Below are 22203 nucleotides of genomic sequence, written 5' to 3'. Positions count from 1 at the left end.
AATACCTTAGACGAAAAACAAAATTTATTCTTAATCTCAAGCCAAACAAAAATAGGTCTTTCTTAAATTAACATACTTTCTAAAAAATAGCAAATTTCAAAAATAAGTCCTTATGGTAATTAGCTACTAATAGTTGTTGCTGAAGAAAAAGTCACTATGATAGTCATCACAGCAAGAAATTGCCAAAGGATCTCAACAATATCATTGGTTTGAGTTTTTTAGACATTCAACAACTGATAAAATTAGCTATTTTCGAACTGAATTTTACTTCTGGTAACGATAATTATGTAAATAAGCTGTCCATATGGGCAGCTTATTTTATTTTTTTGCTTAGCGTAGGTTATTTTGCAAAATGCTGGTGGTATCTCTATACAGTTACTCATAATTTTCGTACTGTGTAACTCAAAAGACAAAGTTAAATGAAATCAATGATACTAAGGGATTTCACGATAGGGTCAGTTACACACAATATAAGATATGGGTAACTAAGGGGTTACTATAACGAGAATATATTGTTATTATAGTAAGAAGAAAGAAATTAGATTATTAATTTTTTGATGATTTTACATAATGAATTCTGAGGTTAATGATGATAATTATATGAAGTTTGGGATGTGTGGGGGAAATGAATACAATTCAAAATTTAACTATGATAAAGGATCTGGTCAGTTTACCAAAGGAATTACTCAAAGAAATCTGCACAAATTCGGATTTATCTACTGATGGAACTACTCAGGATTTAGCAGGTAGAATTTGGGGGAGAGTCAGAGAGGGAACAGAGATACAGAACCGCACCTTAGATAGCGTAAAAGACAAACTTATGGCGGGTAAAACATCGGTAACTTGGTATAGTACTACCAATGGAGATTTGTTTGGAGCCAAAGAACTAATAATCCAAAATAGTGGCCGTTTTAATCCGTTTGAACGTGTTGTAGTTCCACAGCGGGAGGCTGTGACATCAACGCCAGTTCTAATTGGTGCAGCTCCTGGTGAGACGGATCATGAATATTATTTGAGATTTATTTATAAATGCGGGGTTGGTTTTGATTATTACAGAGATATGGTGCCATTCCCTAAAACAAAATTGTGTACAGTGTATATTAATGAGGAGAGAGGTATTGTTGAAGTTAGAGCTGAGCCGAAAGTAGCAAACGAAATTGCTTCAACAATTTTCACCTTGATTAACCAAAGAACTTTTATGGAGCAATTTAGAGTCCTAGCCCCTTTCGGAAATAGTGTAGGGGAATTCGCGGATGCGCTAGGTGGAGAAGTAATTGACACTAGTTCTAAGCCGGAAATGTTCCTGGAAGATTTCACTAATGAACAAGCGGAAGCGAGTGTAGATATTTTAAAAGCTTTAGATAGTTTCTTCTCTAATGAAGACATTGAAATTTTACAGGAAAATCTTGAGCATGCTCAAGAAGTATTTGGTGAAAACATACTGGAAACACCTTTTACAGCAATCATTCTAGCGGGGTTACAAAAAGTTTCAATGGGATCGGACAAAGAATTGAGGGGACAACCTTTATATGATTTTTTAAGCCCTTATCTGCAGCATCAAACTGGTTTTATAAGGTTCTCCTTTCCAGAGAATGGAGTTTTGAAACCTTATACAATTCGTGTTGGACTAAGGGTAAATAGCATATTTTTTGTTTCAGCCGCAAATGAGAGTGTAATAAATTACATTCGGGAGAGAATAATATATAATAATGATTAAAAAAACAAGGAGGATGTTCTGCTATGGCAAATGTATGGATTATTGATAGTTGGGTTGATAGAAAAGTTAACTCCTTCATTAAGGCTTTTTATCCGACAATTGTTGCGAAAGAAACAGGACTTCCTCTAAATGATGTATTTGAACGCCTTTTGCATCTTGTGAAAGATGGGAAATTAATTTTAAATTGGGAAATTAGATGTCCTGATTGTCATTTTACTATAACAACATTGAATGAGTTTCCTATGAGCATACCTTCTACAATTTTTTGTATGCATTGTCAAGATGATATGGAATTATTAGCGGATTATATTTTCCCTATTTTCGTAATAAATCCAGATTACAAAGAGTATATAAAGAATTGCTCTGAAACCTATAAAAAAAAAAGCGCGCTCGCCCTAGCAAGATAAGTAAGGAAGATACCGAGCCTGTTGCAATGACCAATCCGGAATTGTATAATGCGGGGAGCTTAGCTTTATTGGATGAATTGGATCCTGGTTTTAGCCAGATGTTACAACAAAATCCAGGGGTAATAAATATAAATATAATTAAAGTGGAGGGGAATCAATTGAGTAAATATGATTTTAGAAACGCAAAGTTAGATGCAAGTAATCATGGACAGATGGTTATTGGAGAAGATCAGACTGTGAGTCAAAATATACAAAAAAGTAAAACGGCTACTCAATCGCTATTGGAAGAACTAGAAAAAGCGAGTGTAGATCCTGAAGTAAAGCAAGAAATGAAAGAAGCGATTGAAACAGTAGAACAGCAAGTAGAAAGTGGGAAGCCTAATAAATTTGTATTAAAAGGAATTGTAGAAGGTTTACAAAAGGGTGTAGATCTTATTACGAAATCTCCGGCTTTAATCACGGCCTATGAAGCTTGGAAAACGGCAATTGGTCCATTTTTATAAAAAGCCCATTTTGTGGGCTTTTTTATTTTAATTAAATATTTTTGGCAGAAACATGACCGCTTTTTGGCAGTAAATGTGCCAGTTGTTTTGGAATCAGCGTGATATATTTGTATTGTGAGAAGTGGCGGAAAACACGACTCATAAAGATGCCTTTATAATCTGTATGTCTAAACGGCTTCATAATGACGGCACATAAAATCCGAAACCAGCAGATGGTACTGATTGAATGCTACCGTTATTAAGGAGAGCTTTTGCTCTTCTTTGAGCTAACAACATCCTAGGTAGACGGAATGAGGGAGTCCTGATAAGTCTGGCAAAAGTTTCTGTCGTGGTTGTTATCTGAAAGAAGAATAAAACTTCACATACCGTAATTAAAGTACAAATCAATAATTGATATAAAAGCATCCATTTGGATGCTTTTTATTTTGGATTAAGAGGTGTTGTATGTAATGGATGCAATGTTACAAAACATCAAATTGAAAAAGAAACTCGAATACTTATCAAATGTACATAAAGAAAATCAAGAGCTAAAGGAATCAGTAAAATCATTAGCATTAACTGTGGAGGACTTAAAAAATAAAGTTGATATGTTAAGTGAACAGGTAAGGGCAAATAATAGCGCGGATAATATCTTAGGTACTCTTGAGGATGCACTTACAAGAATAAGAGAATATGAATTAATGGAGGATGAATGATGGAACTAACTAAACTTGAGAAGGCGGTTGCTCTTGGTACAATCTTGAACTCTATTGATGAAGATAAGCTTGAAGATTATGTGGAATTAGAATCGTTGCGACCAGTAGTTAAAGTACTAAATAAATTACATAAGAGAACAAAGCCGGAAGATAAGAAAAAAGCTATAACAAACTTAATCAATACGCTGATAGATAATCTATTAGAAAGTAAGGAGTGAGGATAATTGAATAGTGTTATAGATGGTAAGATTGCTGCGCTTGGTCTTATACCTATTGATAAGAAAGCATATATCAAATACCTTAAACCTCATGAGAAAGCGTACAAGAAGGCTGGGGTTGATGTTAATCGATTCAAGTATTATAAACTGTATGGCGAGAACCACATGCTATATTCTGTAGAATATCTGGAACAAACATCAATAAAAGAATTACTGGAAAGAGATAAAGGTAATAAAGTACGTTGGGTAAAGAAGGATGAATGAATACAAAACCAAACAACAGAAGCGTAAGTTCTATGACAGTGGTGAATGGAAACAGATACGTGAACAAGTAAAGAAGCGTGACAACTATGAGTGCCAAGAGTGTAAACGAAATGGTCGTGTTCAAACAGACACGAATGAATACAGTGAGAGTGCAAAGCGTAAGAAGATTCAACTCGTTGTCCATCATATAAAAGAACTAGAACATCATCCAGAGCTTGCATTAGAAATAGACAATTTAGAAACAGTCTGTGTGGATTGCCACAATAAAGAACACGGTAGAACATTCAAAAAGAAAATCAACAAATGGGAACACGATGAAAAGTGGTGAAAATGATTCAGAAACAGTACCCCCCCTTAAAATATTTCATTAAAAATTGTTCTAAGGGGCACCGGAGGAGGGGGTCGTTTTTCCAGATTTTTAAGTTGTCTCGTATAGGACCCCTACCCAGTATGAAAATATGATTGAATCGAGGTGATATTATGGCGGATATTGATGAGCGTGAGGTGCTAGTTAACAAAGAAAAAAATCGTTTGAAAAGATTATTTAAAGACATCCCACCTAGTAAGTTAAAAGTGGTTGAAGGATTGATTATTCAGGCAGCAAGATTACGAGTTTTATTAAATGAGATGTGGATGGATATATCTGAGAATGGTGACTATGAAATGTTCTCACAATCTGATAAAACAGAGCCGTATGAAAGAGAACGACCTGTCGCCCGGTTATATAATACTCGTGATCAATCATATCAAAGGGTCATTAAACAACTAACGGATTTGTTGCCAGAAGGAAATAATAAAAAAGAAATTAAGAAATATTCGGCAAGTGATTTAATATGATTGTTCATAAGTATGTAAGTGAATATATAGAACTATATGAAATAGGAACAGTGGTATTAAATAAAGAACGTACCATGCTTATAAATTATTTAAAGCAAGATATATTAACTCGTAATGATTTACATTTTGATGTGGATTTAATTCATAAATGTGTAACTTTCATAGAAAAGTGGCATTTCAAATTAAATTCCTTTCAGAAATTTTTAATAGCATTTGTGTTTTTGTTTGATGAATATGAGGATGTTTATTTTGATCAACACTTCTGGATGATGGCAAGGGGTGCTGGTAAAAACGGATTGATTAGTGCATTGACACACTTCTTTATTAGCGAATTGCACGGTATTGAGCATTACAACGTATCGGTAGTTGCTAATACAGAAAGACAAGCTAAAACTTCTTTTATAGATGTTTATGAAAAAAATAAAAAACATGAAATATTAGACGAGTTATTTGTATCAACAAAACAATTGATAACAAATAAAGCTACTCGTTCGACTTTTGAATTTCATACGTCTAATGCAGGGAGTAAAGACTCGTTAAGGGACGGGTGTGTTATTTACGATGAGATACATAGATATGAAAATAGCGATGTTGTAGAAGTGTTCTCTAGCGGTTTAGGTAAAGTTCCTAACTCTAGGGAATTTTTTATTACCACAGATGGATTTGTTCGTGAGGGTTATCTTGACAAAATGAAAGAGCGAGCTATGAATATCCTGAAAGGGAAAGAAAAAGAAGATAGATTGTTTCCTTTTATTTGTAAGCTTGATAACGCTGAAGAAGTAGATAATCCTGATATGTGGGAAAAAGCAAATCCAATGTTTAGTAAGCCAATGAGTCAATACGCTAGAGGGTTGTTTAAGAAAGTTATGCGTCAGTATAAAAATCTAGAAAACGATCCGTCTAATAGAGAAAATTTCATGACTAAGAGGATGAATATACCGGAAGTAGATTTAACAAAGTCTGTAGCTTCATGGGAAGAAATCATGCGTACTGGTTTTGAAGAAGATGGAGAAACACTGAGAGAAGTTCCAGATTTAAAGCACAAAGTAGCTGTAGGCGGTCTCGACTTCGCCAGCATCAAAGACTTCGCAGCAGTCGGCTTGCTATTTAAACATGGTGAAGATTATATATGGAAAGGTCATTCATTTGTACGTAAAGGATTCTTGGACAAGGTGAAATTAAAAGCGCCTATTTATGAATGGGCTGAAAATGGCTTACTAACTATTGTGGATGAGCCGGTTATTAATATCTCTCATATTGTGGATTGGTTTGTAAAAATGCGTGAGATATACGGATTTAACACAATAGTAGCTGATACATTCCGTCTTGATCTTGTTAAAACAGCACTTGAAGCTGAAGGTTTCATATTGTTATACATCCGTAACCCAAAAGCTATTCATTCTTTATTAGCGCCAAGGGTAGAAACGTTATTTGCAAACAATCGTATTATTTTTGGTGATAATCCATTAATGCGTTGGTACACCAATAACGTCTACGTCCACATCAAAAAAGACGGCAACAAAGAATATTTGAAGAAAGATGAATTTAAGAGAAAAACAGATGGATTCCAAGCCTTTATCCATGCATTATGGCAAGCGGATAACATTCTTGTGGATGAATTCGACTTTATGTTAGACAGTATTAAATTCTAATAAAGGGGGTGATAATCATTGGATGGTTGGACGCAGTATTTAAAAGAAATAGTGAAGTAGGATTTATGTTTGATGTGGAAATGTTTATCGAAAAGGCAAATAGAGTCCATATGAAGCGATTAGCGATTGATACATGTATTTCTTTTTTAGGAAGAACAATAAGTCAGTCGGAATTCAGAGTGAAAAACGGTGAAGAATTTGAAAAGGATGAGCTTTATTACCGATTAAATGTTAGACCAAATAAGAATATGACAGCAAGTACCTTTTGGGAGAGTTTCATTTACAAACTTATTTATGATAATGAAGCTTTGATTATCCAAGCGGATGATGGTGATCTACTTATTGCTGATGACTTTGAACATAACGAATATGCTGTGTTTGAAGATACTTTTACAAATGTCACTGTAAAAGATTATCAGTTTAAAAGAAGTTTTAAACAAAGTGAAGTCATTCATTTAAGATACAGGAATGATAAGTTATCACCTCTTATCGATGGTTTGTTTACTGATTATGGTGATTTATTCGGTAGAATATTAAGTTCTCAAAAACGTAAGAATCAAATTCGCGGAACAGTTGATATGGACATGCTCGCTGCAAAGAGCAAAGAACACCAATCAAAACTGCAAGAGTTCATTGATAATATGTACAAAGCGATTGGAGAAAAAGATGTCGCTATCATTCCACAACAACCAGGTTTTAAGTATGCTGAAACGTCAGGTGGAGCAAATTCTGGGCAGAGTGTGGAGGAAATTAATAAAGTAACAAATGGTTTCTTAAATCAAGTAGCAATGGCTTTTGGTATTCCAACTGCTTTGATATATGGTGAAATGGCTGATGTAGAGAAGCAAACAAAGAATTACATGCTTTTCACAGCAAAACCTTTGTTAAAAAAGATTTCAGATGAAGCAAACGTTAAATTTTTTGAAAAAGAAGAGTATCTTTCAGGTCAAAAAATTGAAATTAAAGCTGTTTCTTATCAAAGTATATTTGATCTTGCGACAAGCATCGATAAACTCATTTCTTCAAGTGCATTTACAGGAAATGAAATTCGATTAGAAGTAGGATATGAAGTTTCTGATGATCCTAACTTAAATACACATCATATTACGAAAAACTATACGAAACTAACTGATTCTGAAGGAGGTGAGAATACAAATGACGGTGAAAATTGACGTTAAAGGACCAATAATTTCAAATGATGAAGCTTGGATTTATGATTGGTTTGAAATGGATGCTGCAAGCCCAGGTAAAATTTCAAAGGAACTAACTAATGCCAATGGTGATGATTTAATTGTATCGATTAACAGTCCTGGTGGTTATGTACACGAAGGGTCAGAAATTTATACAGCATTAAAAAATTATCCTGGTAATGTGGAAGTTCAAATTGTTGGTTTGGCTGCAAGTGCGGCTTCTGTTATTGCGATGGCTGGTGATAAAGTCCGAATTTCACCTACAGCACAAATTATGATTCATAATGCTTCAATGTGGAATGGTGGAGATCATCGTGACATGGAAAAGGCAGCTGAAATGTTGAAAACAACAGATAGAGCAATTGTAAATGCTTATGTCATTAAAAGCGGTAAATCAGAAAAGGAACTACTTAATATGATGGCTGAAGAGACTTGGATGGGTCCGCAAAAAGCATTAGAAAATAATTTTGTGGATGAAATTATGTTTATGGATAATCAGGTTAAAATGACAGCTTCAACTGCTACTGCCACCATGCTTCCCCAGAAAGTAATCGATGGCTTTAGAAATGGAACAATGAACAAAGGCCAAGGGATTACAAAAGAAGATTTAAATGCAGCATTATCAGGATTAAAAAATGAAATCCTGAATGATTTACAAAACAATATAGAAGAACCAAAGGAGCCGAATCCTAAACCTGTAAAAAACAGTGGGATTAAAGGGCTCCTTTTAAAATTATAAAAATTGGGGGAAACACATAATGACGATTAAATTTAATAAATCTGAAGCATTTAATAAAGCAAAAGCAAAATTGACGGACACTTTAACTAACGCGGAAAGTACAGAACAAGAACAAACGTCAGCGTTTGAAGGTTTCTTTGATGCACTACAAACAGATGTAGCAAATACTGTTCGTGAACAAGTAAATAACGATATGCTTGATCGTTCAATTTTACAGCAACGTGGTCAAAATGTTTTAACTTCAGCAGAAACCAAATTCTTCAATGCAGTTGTTAAAGAAGGTGGATTTACAGATGGCTCAATCCTTCCTATAACGACTCAAGAGCGTGTGTTTGAAGATTTAGTTACGGAACATCCCTTATTAGCTGAAATTGGTTTGCAAGATTTAGGAGCAGTTACGAAGTTTATTTATTCTGATGCAACGAAGGCGTATGTATGGGGCGAGTTATTCGGTGAAATCCGTGGGCAAATTGATGCCATCTTCAAACAAGAAAAAATTGGTCAACTTAAATTAACTGCATTTGCAGCAATTCCAAATGATATGAAGGAACTTGGCCCGGAATGGATTGAACGTTATGTTCGAACTGTTTTAGTAGAAACATATTCTGTCGGTCTAGAATTTGGCTTTATTAATGGTGGCGGATCTGTAGCGCATCAACCAGTTGGTTTAATGAAAGATGTAAATCCAGAAACAGGCGCTGTTACTGATAAAAAATCTTCTGGTAAACTAACATTTGCTCCGTCTGATAAAGGGGTAATTGTAGCAGGCGAGCTTTATGAAGTAGTAAAAGCTTTATCTGTTGATGCAAAAGGGAAATCCAGAAAAGTTTTAAATAAAATTGTAATGGTAGTTAACCCGATTGATGCGATTGGCGTACAAGCACGTAATACAATCCAGACCGCAACAGGTCAATGGGTAATGGCATTACCTTATAATATTAAACCTGTCGAGTGTGAGGAAGTTCCTGTTGGTAAAGCATTATTCTTTGTAAAAGGACAATATATTGCTGCAATCGCAGGTGGATACAAGCTAAAAGAATTTGATCAAACATTAGCTTTCGAAGATGCTACTCTTTATACAATTAAACAATTTGCTAATGGAAAACCAAAAGATAATAAAGCGGCTCTTGTTTACGATTTAGCAATTTCATTTACACCACCTGCAGAAACAAAATCTAAATAAAGGGTGAAATGAATGAAAAACGCAACGATTTCAGATGAAATATTGCAAGAGTTCAAAGAAAGGATGCACTTAGGAGATGAGGAAGACGATAACCTAAAGCGTATCCTTTCTATGTCCAATAAGGCTTTATTAAGAGTTTGTGGCGATTATGGTTTAAATAATAACGAGGAGTTCAAGGAATTAGTCTTTGAACGCTCTCGTTATGCCTATAACGATGCCTTAGAGTATTTTGACAAGAATTTTTTAAGTCAGATTAATAGTTTAGGTGTTGATAAAGCGTTAGAAGAAATTAAATTGGACGGTGATTAATATGCGTCCTTTTCAGTATAAGAAACCATTGAATACGGGAGATTTTCGCAATCGAATTCGTATCGAACAACCTGTAGTAATAAAAGATGGATTAAACCAAGTAATCGAAACATCTTGGCCAGAATTTAAAAAAGCCTGGGCGATGATAAAAACAGTGAAAGGATCTGAGTACATTGAAGCTTCCGCTTCACAAGCTACACGAGTTTATCGATTCGTAATTCCATACACTTCTGGTATTACGGAAGAAATGCGAATTAATATGAAAGGTCGTATCTTTGATATCATCGAACCGCCAATGAATGATGATGAAATGAATCAAACATTGACTATAATCGCAAAGGAGTATGTTTAATATGAATGATTTTGCGGGAGAGCTTGCTAGAGAATTACAAAGATATGCAAATGTTGTAGAAGAAGAATTGATAAATGCACAAGAAGATGTAGCTGATATCGCTGTAGGTAAGTTAAGACAGAATAGTCCTAAGAAAACAGGTGGTTATCGTAAAGGTTGGCGAAAGAAAAAAGTTGATAAAGCCGTTGTTATCCATAATACAAAGGGACAATTAACGCATCTTTTAGAAAATGGCCATGCGAAAACTGGTGGTGGCCGCGTACTGGAAAAAGTGCATATTCGTCCTGTTGAAGAGTATGTAATTGATGAATTGCCGAAACGTATTGAAAGGGCAATTGAATCATGACATTAACATTAGGAGAATTTATAAAAATCCTTGAAGCTACAGGTTATCCTGTGGCTTATTCGCATTTCACAGCAACACCAGGGAATCCAGTTCCAGCGCCACCGTATATCTGTTTTCTTGTGGATGGGTCAGCAAATTTAATGGCTGATAACAAGGTGTATCACAAGATAAATGTTGTAAATGTAGAGCTTTATACAACTAAGAAAGATTTAGTTGCGGAAGCCAAGCTAGAACAAGTCCTAGATGACCACGAGATTCCTTATGACTCGTATGGGACTTTTATTGAATCTGAAAATATGTATCAAAAATTTTATGAAACGAGGTTGATATAAATGAATGAAAATAAAGTAGCGTTTGGTTTAAAGAATGTCCATTATGCGCTTTTCGATATTAAAGATGGTGTAGTTACATTTAATACACCAATTCCATTACCTGGTGCGGTTGAATTAACGTTTGATCCACGAGGGGATTTAATTGAATTCTACGCTGATGACATGCTTTATTACGCTGCAAGTAATAACCAAGGGTATGATGGGACGCTTTCCATTGCGACTATTCCGGAACAATTTGCAATTGATGCACTAGGAGAGGAATTAGACGAAGAAGATGGTGTGTTAAATGAGTTAGCCGATGCGAAAGGAAAATCATTTGCATTATTATTTGAATTTGATGGTGATGTACGAGCAACTCGACACGTTATGTTTAACTGTTCTGCAAGTCGTCCAACACTTGCATCTAAAACGAAAACAAATTCAGCAGAGCCAAATACAAATGAACTTAAATTTGTATCCAGTCCTATTGATATTAATGGAAAACGTATGGTTAAAACGAAAACTACTACTAAATCAAAAGCAGATATTTATAATAATTGGTACAAAAAAGTGTATACAAAAGTACCTGCATTACCAAAAGGAGCGTAAGTGAATGGAAAAGACAATTACAATAGATGGAAAACAAGTCAGATTAAAAGCTACAGCAGCAACAGTTAAACGATATAAAGCACAATTCAGACGTAATTTATTTGCAGATTTGATGGGATTAGGGGCAATTAACGCTTTAACTTCATCAGATGGATCAGAACAGCCTATTGATATGTCTAATGTCGATATAAGTAAAGTAGATTTTGAACTTATTTATGACTTAACTTGGTTATACGCTAAAACAGCTGATTCAAGTATTCCTGATCCTATGACGTGGCTAGATGAATTTGAGGAATTCCCAATTGAAGAAATTATGCCAGAAGTCATGGAATTAGTTCAGGTGACTATGGGAGCAAAAAAAAAATAAAGAAAAATAATAGAGAGCAAGGGACATTCAGTGATGAAGAATTTACCACTGAATTATTCCTTGCTCTTTGTTATAAAGCGAAATTAACACGCTGGGATTTAGAAGATATGACAATCGGCGATTGCTTTGATTACATTACTGAATTTGCTGAGCTAGAGAATCCAGATAAAGAAAAAGTTAGAAAAGCAGGTCAAAAAGACTTCGATTCATTCTAAGAAAGGGGTGAGGAAATGGCAGGAAGAATTAAAGGGATTACGATTGAAATTAATGGTAACACTCAACCGTTACAAAACGCTCTAAAAGATGTTAATAAACAAAGCGATTCTTTAGCTAAAGAACTAAAAGATGTCGAGCGTTTGTTAAAGTTTGACCCTGGTAATGTGGAAGCATTAGCGCAAAAACAACAGTTACTTACACAACAGATTGAAAATACAACGGAAAAACTAGATAAATTGAAAGCAGCAGAACAACAAGTACAAGCTCAATTCCAAAACGGTAAAATTTCTGAAGAACAATATCGTGCATTTAGACGTGAGATTGAATTTACAGAAGGGTCACTTAATGGTCTTAAAAATAAACTCGGAAACATGAAAGCTGAGCAAGAGAATGTAGCAAGTTCCACAAGGCAATTAGAAACATTGTTTAGAGCTACAGGAAAAAGCGTTGATGATTTTGCAGGAGCATTAGGGAATCGTCTTGTGAATGCAATTAAAAGCGGAACAGCTACAAGTCGACAGTTAGAACAAGCGATTGGAATTATTGGCCGTGAAGCATTAGGCGCAGAAACGGATATAGAGAAACTAAAAAGAGCGCTACGATCTGTGGATGCGGGAAACTCAATACGGCAAGTACAAAATGAGTTAAGAGAATTACAACAAGAAGCTGGTAGAACCGAGAAAAAATTTGAAGGTCTAAAAGTTGGATTAGAAAATGTTATCGGCGGGTTGGCAGCTGGTGGCGGAATTGCAACAGCTATTGAAAAAGCGATGGATATGTCAAAATTAAAAACAAAGATTGATATCACTTTTGATGTTCCAGAGTCCTCTAAAAAATCAGTAGAGGAAGCTATTAGAGGTGTTACGGCTTATGGTGTTGATGCAGAAGCGTCTTTAGAAGGAGTCCGTAGGCAATGGGCTTTAAATAAAGATATAAGTGATGAAGCAAATGCAGCAATTGTTAAGGGAGCGGCAGCCATTTCAGCTTCTTATGAAGGCATAGATTTTACAGAATTAATTCAAGAAACATATGAAATAGGAAATGAATTAGGAATAACACAAGATAGTGCTCTCGGTATGGTTGATGCATTGTTAAAAATGGGCTTTCCACCAGAACAGCTAGACATCATTGCTGAATATGGTAGTCAACTAACCCGTGCAGGCTTTAAAGCTGAGGAAGTCCAAGCAATTATGGAAGCAGGCGTTGAAACAGGTAGTTGGAATATCGATAATCTCTTAGACGGACTGAAAGAAGGTAGGATTCAATTAACTGAATTCGCCCAAGGAGCTGATAAGGCTTTAAAAGAAGCGCTTGACGGTTCGGGTATTGCAACTGAACAAATAGAAAAATGGGGAGCATCTGTCGCTAAAGGCGGAAGAGATGGCGCCGCAGCGATGGTAGAAGTAGCTAAAGCTATTGACGGAATAGAAGATCCGGTTAAAAAAAATCAAGTTGGGGTTAAAGTTCTAGCCACTATGTTTGAAGACCAAGGGCAAAATCTAACTAACACTTTAATAAGGGCTTCAGAAAAAACTGTAGACTTACAGAAGAATCAAGATAACCTAAATGAATCTGTTAAAAAATTAGATACAAACCCAGTTGTAAAGTTCCAAAAAGCAATGGGAGATTTACAAATGGCTCTTGAACCTATACTTGGAGTAATAGCAGATGTTGTTGCTAGTATTGCTGATTGGATTTCTAATAATCCAGAATTAGCAGCAACATTAGCAGCAGTTGCAACGGCTATTGGGGTAATTTCAGGGGCACTTATGGCAATTGCACCAATAGTTGTAGCTGTCATGGGTGTATTTGAAATCGGAGCCGCCGCCGCACTAGGCATAGTTGCCATAGTTCCTATTATCATAGCAGCTATAGTTGCTCTAGGAATTGCCATTTATCAAAATTGGGATTCTATAAAACAGTGGACAATAGATACATGGAATTCTATTAAGGAATATTTAATAGAACTTTGGGACGGTATTGTTCAATCCTCTAGCGATGCATGGAATTCATTTTTAGAAACAATGCATTCATTCTTTGATCCAATAGGCCAGTTTTTTAGTGATTTATGGACGGGAATAGGGCAAATATGTAGTGATACGTGGAATTCTATTGTTGAATTCTTTTCAGGAGCATGGGCTTCATTCACAGAAATGGTGCATAGTTTCTTTGATCCAATAGGTGAATTCTTTAGTAGTTTGTGGTCAGGTATTGTGGAAACGGCGTCTTCTTGGTGGACTTCTTTAACTGAAACAGCGTCTGAATTGTGGGGATTATTAACGCAAGCATGGCAAGAAACCTGGGATACGATTCTTACTGTGTTAGATCCAATTATTTCGGCAGTTTCTACCGTTTTAGAAGCTGGTTGGTTGTTAATACAGGCAGGTGCACAAATTGCATGGGCAGCAATCTGTCAATACATTATCCAACCAATCCAGGAAGCTTACGACTGGGTAAGTACACAAATTGGTGAAATGGTCACTTGGCTTGGTACGCAATGGGAAATTGCAAAAGCTATGGCGCAAATCGCTTGGGGACTATTTAAGCAATATATTATTCAACCTGTCATAGATACTTGGAACTTAGTAAAAGAAAAGTTTGGCGATTTAGTTTCTTGGCTAAATTTGAAATGGGAAACAGTTAAATCATATACTTCTGCAGCGTGGAATTTAGTAAAACAATATGTCATTCAGCCTGTTCAGGAATTGTGGAACGCAACAAAAGAAAAGTTAAATGATTTATCCAATTGGATATTAGGAAATTGGGCGAAAATAAAAGGGTATACACTTGAAGCTTGGAAGATGGTTTACACATACATCGTTGAACCGATTATTTCAGCTTATAATTCTGCAAAAGAGAAATTCAATGATATGTACAACACAGCACGGGAAAAATTTGATTCTGTAAAGAATGCAGCTCAAGAAAAATTTGAAGCAGCTAAACGTTTTATTATTGATCCAATAAAAGATGCAGTTGACAGTATAGAAAAATTTATTGGGAAGATTAAGAGTTTCTTTAGTGACTTGAAGTTAAAGATTCCTAAACCTGAAATGCCACCTCTTCCACACTTTAGCTTGCAAACTAGTACGAAAAATATTTTAGGTAAGGATATTACATTCCCTTCTGGACTCAATATAGATTGGCGCGCAAAGGGTGGTATCTTCACTAAACCGACTATCTTCGGAATGAATGGTGGAAATTTGCAAGGTGCAGGTGAAGCTGGAAAAGAAGCGGTTTTACCTTTAAATAAAAAGACACTTGGAGATATTGGCGCAGGAATCGTAGCAGCCATGCCACGCGAACAATTTACTATGCCAGGGGAAATAAATCAATTAATGAGTGATATGAGCCGTATGATGGCTAGTTCTATGAATCAGCTATCAGGATTAAAGTCTGTCATGAGCGGCGTGTATGGAAGCATGTCAAATAGTAGACAAGCTATGGCAGGTAGTGTATCAAATCAAGTAATTAATAATTCTTTCGGATCATCTGGCGGCGGAGTCATTCCAATGCTTGGTGGAGATTTAGTTATTGAAGTACCTGTAAATTTAGAAGGAAAAGACGTGGCGCGCGGTACTTATCGTTATACAACCGAGTATCAAGAAAGAGAAGCAAAAAGAAACTCAGACTTTTAGGTTTGGGTTTCTTTTATTTTAAAAAGAAATGAGGTGTCAAAATGAGTTCTTTTACATTTAATAACCAACGAAAAAAATATATCCAAATAGAAAAAGGATGGAGTCCACCAACATGGGCACCTCTAAAACGTAATTTCTTAAAAACACCTGGATATCCAGGTGCAAGATTATTAGGAACGGAAACAGATCCTCGTCCACTTCCCGTCCCTGTAGGAATTATCGTTCCAGATGAAACAGATTTAGAAACGTTAAAAGAAGAAATAGCAGCTTGGTTAATCACAGAAGAAGCAGCTGAGCTAGTTTTTGATACAACTCCTGATAGAACATATTTAGCAATTATTGATGAAGAGTTTAATCCTGATGATTTTGTTACGTTAGGTAAAGGTACTTTGAAGTTTATTTGTCCAATGCCTTATAAATTAGGTCCTACTCAAACAGTAGATTTTCAAACAGGTGCAAGCGAGTTAACAGCAAATGTTCAAAACAAAGGAAGTGTAGATTCAGAGCCTATTATTGAAGTTGAAGTTGAAAATCCTTCTACATTTTTAGATGTTTGGAAGGGAAATGAATACTTTCGAATTGGTTATCCACTTGCAGCTTCTCAACTTCCAGTAGAACGTAAGCAGCGTGTAATGTGGGATGAAATGTCTACAATAATTGGCTGGACAAATGTAACGGAATTTGAAGATGCCAAAGGTGGCGGTGTACTCAAAACAAATGGGCATCAAGTGTATGTAACAGATTATGGGGATAACACTTATAAAGGGCATCATGGTGCAATTATGAAAAAGAGTATTCCTGGTGGTCCGTTGCAAGATTTCATTATGTCTTCATACGTGAGGTTCATTAGTTCCAGTTATGTTCAAATGGGCCGAGTTGAAATAGCCTTATTGGATGAACGTAGTAAACCTGTCGCTCGCTTATCGATGAATGATGTGTTTTGGGAAGCAGAAGAAACACATGGGTTTGCTAAACTTGCTTATCCTGGTCATCCAGCAGAACTAACCATGATTAATACGCGTGGTAAGTATTCGAACACCTGGAATAACTTCTACGGTAGATTACAAGTATATCGAATCGGAAATGAGTGGGAATTTTTCATTACAAAATTTGCCGAAGGAACTGAGATAGATGATGCCGGAGCAAAAGCGCGTTGGGTGGATACAGATGGGATTTTAATGAATAAAGTCGCGCAAATACAACTTTCTATTACACAATGGTGGAATAACGATCCAGCGCAAACAATAACAGTTGATGATATCAAGGTTTGGAAAGTAAACCAAAATACAAGTGATAACCCTCCTTACATTATTGAAAAAGGGGATAAAGTTCGAATTAATACGGAAAAAAGTCTTGTGAGTATCAATGGCGCAAGTGCAATTAATTTAAAAGATTTGTTTAGTGATTACCCTAAAATCGATAAGGGCCAAAATAAACTAGAAATCATGCCAGCAAATATCGGAAAAGCAAAGGTGATATATAGGGAGAGATATAGATGAGAACACCTAGCGGTATACTTCATATAGTGGATTTTAAAACAGAACAAATCGTTGCAAATATCCAGTCAAAAGATTATTGGGATGATATACGTCATTGGGAAATTAAGAATAATATCGATACTTTAGAGTTTAAAGTATTTGATAATACAGAACATGCAGCAACTCTTATACAACAAAATTTAGTGTTAAAAGAAGTGCGTGATGGTCGAATCGTTCCATATGTAATCACTGAAGCGGAAAAGGATTCTCATGATAGATCAGTAATCGTATATGGGTCCGGAGAATGGATTCAACTTGCTAAAGCTGGAATTATTCCTCCACAAAAACTAGAGGGTAAGACAGTAATAGAAATGGTGAATATAGCTCTTGCAGGCACAAAGTGGAAGACAGGAAATATAGAGTATGCTAGTTTCCGTTCTATGACTATTGATGAATTCATTGATCCATTATCTTTCCTTAAAAAGATAGCTTCTTTGTTTGAATTAGAAATACAATACCGTGCTGAAGTAGTCGGTTCTCAAATCATTGGCCGTTATGTCGATATGGTAAAAAAGCGAGGACAAGAGACAGGGAAAGAAGTAACTCTTGGTAAAGATTTAATGGGAATTAAACGTGTTGAGAACTCGCAAAACATCTGTACATCCTTAGTTGGTTTCGTGAAAAAAGAAGGAAACACTATCATCACAGTTGAGAGTATCAATAATGGTCTCCCTTATATTGTGGACAGTGACGCATTTCAAAGATGGAACGAGCGTGGTCAACATAAGTTCGGATTCTATACACCAGAAACAGAAGAAGATATAACGCCACAACGTTTAATGACTCTAATGAAAACAGAGTTAGCAAAACGTGTTAATACTTCTTATGTTTATGAGGTCCAAGCGCAAAGCATCGGGCGTGTATTTGGTCTGGCTCATGAGTTAATTAATGAAGGCGATACAATCCGAATTAAAGATACAGGGTTTACACCAAAGCTTTATTTAGAAGCGAGGGCAATTGCTGGTGACGAATCTTTTACTGACCCTTCACAAGATAAATATGTGTTTGGTGACTATCGTGAGATTGTAGATCCAAACGAAGAATTAAGAAAGTTATACAATAAAGTACGTGTTTCTTTAGGGAATAAAGCTAACAAAGAATTATTGGAACAACTAGAAAAATTAGCAGAAGAAGCAAAAGGTACAGCCGAACAAGCTCAAAAAGAGAGTAAAGCAGCAAAAGATATAGCGGAATCAACTCAAGAATACATGGAACAGAACCTTGTAGATATCATAGAAAGTGCTAATCCACCAACAACAGGTCTTAAACCAAATAAAACACTATGGCGTGATGTTAGTAATGATAAGCCAGGTGTTTTGAAAATATGGACAGGCGTAGCGTGGGAACCTGTCGTCCCTGATACAGGACCATTGCAGCAAAGTATTAAAGATGTTAAGAAAGATATTGAAACAGCTAAAACGGAGTTAAATCAAAAGGTTCAAAGCGTGGAAGGTAAAGCGCAAGAAATAGCTGGACAAATAGTGGATGTTCAAAAGCAAGTTAATGGCAAAGTGGATCAAACCTGGATTGATAATCAGTTGAAAGATAAGGCTGATAAATCTGGTGTTTATACGAAAGATGAAATTAAAGATGGTTTCATAGGTAAACAAATTTATGAAACTGATAAACAAGGGAACGTACAGAAATTCAGGGATATTAATACATCTATTGGTCAAACGAATGAAGCTCTTACACAGAAAGCGGAGAAGTCAGAGCTAACGAAAACAAACGACGGTTTAACTAAACTGCAAAACAAAACAAATGAAATTGAAACAACAGCAAATGGCACTAAACAAAAGTTAAGTGAACTAGAAACCACTGTTAATAACACAAATGTCGGTGGAAGAAACTATGTTCTTGAATCTGATAAATTTATATCACCACCTAGTACTATGCAAAGTTTCAAATTTGTAAATGATTTAAAAGACTTACAAGGAAAACAGGTTACATTAAGTGTTTATGTTGAAATTAAAAATGCGAAAATGGGAGTTAATCCATCTAATAGAATCGGTTTTGAACCTTCTATACGATATTCTGATAATACAATTCAACATCTCGGCGCTTGGTTAAGAATAACGGATGGTATGAACTTTAAAGGTATTATAAGTACGACTGTATCGATTAAGGATATAGAAGTCTTAAAAACAGAACAGAATGCAGTGTATATTCAATGTGGCGGTGACTACGTAAAAGTAGGTAGACCCAAAATAGAAATTGGCAACAAAGTAACAGACTGGACACCAGCACCAGAAGATCAAGTAACAACAACTGATTTTACTAAAAAGACGGTAGAAATCGAGACTACTATTAAAGGGATTAACACTACGGTTTCTAATGTTCAAAACGAACAAGGAAAGCTTACTGAACGTGTAACGAAATCCGAGCAAACCGCGGATGGATTTAAAACTTCAATTGAATCGTTAACTAAGAAAGATACTGAGATTAGTAATAAATTAAATACGGTTGAATCCACTGTGGAAGGTACGAAAAAAACGATATCTGCTATACAATCCGATACGACATCACTTAAACAGACAACAACTGAAATTAAAGAAGAAGCAGGAAAGATTAGTGAGAAGTTAACAAGTGTAGAAAAGAACTTCAATGAGCAAGAAATAGGAGTACGTAATTTAATATCAGACACGAAATATTGGGAAACGACGCAACTATCTTCAAATTCAGCTTATGGAGTATTTAAGAATAACTTAAATCAAATATTTAGTGAATTAGCTGGTGGAATTGTAACCTTTAGCTTCGATGTAAAAATTACAACAACGGATAAAACGGCAGGTCGCGTTCAGTTCTATGGCGAAAACGGTTCACCTAAATATACATTCATTAGACAAATATTCACAGGAATTACGGACGAATTCCAACGGGTTACGTACACTACAAAAATTACAGAGCTGCCTAATAACACAGGACAAGCGAGACTGGAATTTTGGGGAATAGATGCTAAAACAACAAAAATCATTATTCGAAATTTCAAACTTGAAAAGGGGAATAAAGCTACTGGATGGACACCAGCGCCTGAAGATCAAGTAACAACCGATGAATTCACCAAGAAAACAACCGATATTGAAAAAAGTGTGGATGGTATAAAAGAAAATATAACTATGGTTGAACAAAATCAAACGGGATTTGATAAACGTGTAACAGCAGTAGAGAAAAACTCTGAAAGTATTTCTCAAAATGTTAGCAAGTTACAAGAAACGCAAACGACACAAGGTAAACAGATTTCTGAAGCGCAATCTACAATCAAACAACATTCTGACGCGCTAAATTTAGCTGTAAAAATGAAAGATGTTGAAGATTACGTAGGTGGAATTGGTAATCAAACGGTTTTACGCAATGTCTTGTGGAAGAACGATACGAAATATTGGCAATTAACTTCAAACGCAGCAAGAGATACACAAGTCACTTATAAGGGGTGCAATTCACTTAGTGTTATTACTACAGGTAATGCGAGCAATTTGTATAAAGGAGCATCGCACGATTATATAAATGCCGGGCCTGGATGGAATTATGTTTTCTCTGCTTACTTTTATACAGATAACAAAGCTAGTATAGATGCCGGAGCTGCTATCGAGATTCAATGTTACGATGCAAACAATAAAATGATTAAAAATTACTTACAAGAAATAACTATTTCACAAGGAACATGGATTCGTACACATGTGGCAGGGCTATTAGTTGAAGGCACAAAAAAAGTTAAAGTACTGTTTTGGGTTCGTAAAAATGGTCGTCTATGGATGGCACAACCCATGTTGCAAATTGGTGATAAACCTTCTTCATTTATGGAGAACCCTGTTGATATTGTAGATAAAGATAAAATCATGGAAGAAGTGGCCGATAAGGTAGCAACTGAAGGTTACACTAAAAAAGTTACAGAGTTAGAAAGAAGTATCGCTGCTAATGAAGAAGGCGTTACTATCATTTCCGGAAAACAGGAAAGTTTTATTAATGAGACCTATAATGCCTATGTAAAGAAAACGGAATCTAAATTCCAGGTATTAGATGAAGGAATCCTTGCGCAGATTTTAAAGGACGGCATTGTTACTGCTATTAATATGTCCCCTGGGAAAATTACAATCAATGCTGCAAAACTTGATATTAATGCAGATACAGTTGTGAAATGGCTCACTGCACAAGGGATAGATGCCAATGTAATTAAAATTTCTGGTGATGTTGTAACGATTGATAAAAGCGGTATTACTGTTAGAATGGCAAATTTTCTTTATCAAGATGAATTCGGCAAAAAATATTCTGTTATGCCGAAAAAGAACCTTATTGCGGATCATATGTTTTCCAGTATTTCATGTTATTTACCAACGAATAATATGAGAAGAATTAAGCACAGCCCCGAGTGGAAAATAACAGGCGAACCGTACATTGAAGATAACTATACCAATTTCGGTTATGAGCAAATGATTAACGCTATGCGTATTAATGTTCAGCATTGGATTAGATATCCATTGTTTAGTGGTGTGAAAAGGGGGAAGAAGTATACTTTATCTGCCCATTTCCGTGCGGCAACTTTGAACGGGAATATCACATCTGATTATCCTCGTTTACGGGTTATAACAGGGCACTTTGCGCCAGATGGACGACCGGTAGAGGATTTAAGGTTTGAAAAAGCATATGATGCGCCAGGAAGAAGTATAGTCCGTTATTCTAACACTTTTACAATCCCCGACAACTTTCCTGATAATGGATTTTGTTATTTTGACATTTATGGTGCTGGGGATTACGCAAGTAATATGGCTGTATGTGTATCAGGTGTGCAACTTGTAGAAGGTGATTTACCAGCTGTTTATAATTGGGATACTACTATCGATAATATTGCATCCGGTTATACTCCTGTACAATCGCTATCTATAGGTAATAGAGATACATTTTTAGGTTATGGAGTTACCTCCCCTGAGTTTCGAATTAACACGAATGCAGACGTTCATTTTAACAGAAAAATATCAACTTACGGAGTGAACGTTGGAGGACAACCATTTGGATCTTATGGATCTATCTTTTATGCGAATGGTGCATCTGGTTGGTCATTCTATACGATGGGCATTGATGGTAACTGGAAAACTTGGAATGGTATATAAAAGGAGAGGT

The 22203-nt window shown here is 35.7% G+C and carries 21 protein-coding genes; all 21 read left to right on the top strand.

Annotated features, from left to right (window positions below):
* Positions 1 to 625: 625 nt before the first annotated feature.
* The 21 genes from OXT04_RS06300 (at position 626) to OXT04_RS06200 (ending at position 22193) form a co-directional block, all read left to right on the top strand.
* Positions 626 to 1717 carry a hypothetical protein gene (locus tag OXT04_RS06300; RefSeq protein ID WP_267414019.1) on the top strand — a complete coding sequence of 364 codons (1092 nt, stop codon included), beginning with the start codon at positions 626 to 628 and terminating at the stop codon, positions 1715 to 1717.
* A gap of 23 nt (positions 1718 to 1740) precedes the next feature.
* Positions 1741 to 2124: a hypothetical protein gene (locus OXT04_RS06295; RefSeq protein ID WP_267414018.1), complete on the top strand. Its 384-nt coding sequence runs from the start codon at positions 1741 to 1743 to the stop codon at positions 2122 to 2124.
* Between the two features lie 68 nt (positions 2125 to 2192).
* Positions 2193 to 2627 carry a hypothetical protein gene (locus tag OXT04_RS06290; protein WP_267414017.1) on the top strand — a complete coding sequence of 145 codons (435 nt, stop codon included), beginning with the start codon at positions 2193 to 2195 and terminating at the stop codon, positions 2625 to 2627.
* A gap of 449 nt (positions 2628 to 3076) precedes the next feature.
* A complete protein-coding gene (locus OXT04_RS06285) occupies positions 3077 to 3322 on the top strand; it encodes a hypothetical protein (RefSeq protein ID WP_098871881.1) in 246 nt (81 codons plus the stop codon).
* Positions 3319 to 3540, top strand: coding sequence for a hypothetical protein (locus OXT04_RS06280; RefSeq protein ID WP_225321823.1), 222 nt, complete (start codon positions 3319 to 3321; stop codon positions 3538 to 3540). The genes OXT04_RS06285 and OXT04_RS06280 overlap by 4 nt, the downstream gene beginning before the upstream one ends.
* Before the next feature lie 6 nt (positions 3541 to 3546).
* Positions 3547 to 3804 carry a hydrolase gene (locus OXT04_RS06275; RefSeq protein ID WP_267414016.1) on the top strand — a complete coding sequence of 86 codons (258 nt, stop codon included), beginning with the start codon at positions 3547 to 3549 and terminating at the stop codon, positions 3802 to 3804.
* Complete coding sequence (locus tag OXT04_RS06270; RefSeq protein ID WP_001008145.1) at positions 3797 to 4132, top strand: HNH endonuclease; 336 nt, start codon at positions 3797 to 3799, stop codon at positions 4130 to 4132. Before OXT04_RS06275 ends, OXT04_RS06270 begins: the two co-directional genes overlap by 8 nt.
* Before the next feature lie 152 nt (positions 4133 to 4284).
* The gene (locus OXT04_RS06265; RefSeq protein ID WP_000763336.1) at positions 4285 to 4641 is read left to right on the top strand and encodes a hypothetical protein; all 357 of its coding nucleotides are present in this window, start codon (positions 4285 to 4287) and stop codon (positions 4639 to 4641) included.
* Complete coding sequence (locus OXT04_RS06260; RefSeq protein ID WP_267414015.1) at positions 4638 to 6293, top strand: terminase TerL endonuclease subunit; 1656 nt, start codon at positions 4638 to 4640, stop codon at positions 6291 to 6293. The genes OXT04_RS06265 and OXT04_RS06260 overlap by 4 nt, the downstream gene beginning before the upstream one ends.
* Positions 6294 to 6301: 8 nt before the next feature.
* The gene (locus OXT04_RS06255) at positions 6302 to 7465 is read left to right on the top strand and encodes a phage portal protein (RefSeq protein WP_416808912.1); all 1164 of its coding nucleotides are present in this window, start codon (positions 6302 to 6304) and stop codon (positions 7463 to 7465) included.
* Positions 7449 to 8222, top strand: coding sequence for a head maturation protease, ClpP-related (locus OXT04_RS06250; RefSeq protein WP_267414014.1), 774 nt, complete (start codon positions 7449 to 7451; stop codon positions 8220 to 8222). The genes OXT04_RS06255 and OXT04_RS06250 overlap by 17 nt, the downstream gene beginning before the upstream one ends.
* A gap of 19 nt (positions 8223 to 8241) precedes the next feature.
* Positions 8242 to 9405, top strand: coding sequence for a phage major capsid family protein (locus OXT04_RS06245; protein ID WP_098377565.1), 1164 nt, complete (start codon positions 8242 to 8244; stop codon positions 9403 to 9405).
* Between the two features lie 12 nt (positions 9406 to 9417).
* On the top strand, positions 9418 to 9714 hold the full coding sequence (locus OXT04_RS06240) for a hypothetical protein (protein WP_098377566.1): 297 nt from the start codon (positions 9418 to 9420) through the stop codon (positions 9712 to 9714).
* 1 nt (position 9715) lies between these two features.
* Complete coding sequence (locus tag OXT04_RS06235) at positions 9716 to 10066, top strand: phage head closure protein (RefSeq protein WP_267414011.1); 351 nt, start codon at positions 9716 to 9718, stop codon at positions 10064 to 10066.
* 1 nt (position 10067) lies between these two features.
* The gene (locus tag OXT04_RS06230) at positions 10068 to 10412 is read left to right on the top strand and encodes an HK97 gp10 family phage protein (protein WP_061666393.1); all 345 of its coding nucleotides are present in this window, start codon (positions 10068 to 10070) and stop codon (positions 10410 to 10412) included.
* The gene (locus OXT04_RS06225; RefSeq protein ID WP_098257034.1) at positions 10409 to 10744 is read left to right on the top strand and encodes a hypothetical protein; all 336 of its coding nucleotides are present in this window, start codon (positions 10409 to 10411) and stop codon (positions 10742 to 10744) included. The genes OXT04_RS06230 and OXT04_RS06225 overlap by 4 nt, the downstream gene beginning before the upstream one ends.
* Positions 10745 to 11332: a major tail protein gene (locus tag OXT04_RS06220; protein WP_001004906.1), complete on the top strand. Its 588-nt coding sequence runs from the start codon at positions 10745 to 10747 to the stop codon at positions 11330 to 11332. It begins immediately after the preceding gene.
* A 4-nt stretch (positions 11333 to 11336) separates the two neighbouring features.
* A complete protein-coding gene (locus OXT04_RS06215; RefSeq protein WP_016079278.1) occupies positions 11337 to 11699 on the top strand; it encodes a hypothetical protein in 363 nt (120 codons plus the stop codon).
* 230 nt (positions 11700 to 11929) lie between these two features.
* Positions 11930 to 15550 (top strand): phage tail tape measure protein, encoded by a 3621-nt coding sequence (locus OXT04_RS06210; protein WP_267413999.1) that lies wholly within the window; start codon positions 11930 to 11932, stop codon positions 15548 to 15550.
* A gap of 41 nt (positions 15551 to 15591) precedes the next feature.
* Positions 15592 to 17049 (top strand): distal tail protein Dit, encoded by a 1458-nt coding sequence (locus OXT04_RS06205; RefSeq protein ID WP_267413997.1) that lies wholly within the window; start codon positions 15592 to 15594, stop codon positions 17047 to 17049.
* The gene (locus OXT04_RS06200) at positions 17046 to 22193 is read left to right on the top strand and encodes a phage tail spike protein (protein ID WP_267413995.1); all 5148 of its coding nucleotides are present in this window, start codon (positions 17046 to 17048) and stop codon (positions 22191 to 22193) included. The genes OXT04_RS06205 and OXT04_RS06200 overlap by 4 nt, the downstream gene beginning before the upstream one ends.
* Positions 22194 to 22203: the final 10 nt, after the last annotated feature.

Source organism: Bacillus sp. GC_Bacil_1 (assembly GCF_026540675.1).
In the GTDB taxonomy this organism is placed as follows: domain Bacteria; phylum Bacillota; class Bacilli; order Bacillales; family Bacillaceae_G; genus Bacillus_A; species Bacillus_A cereus.
This window is presented reverse-complemented; position numbering and strand designations above follow the sequence as displayed.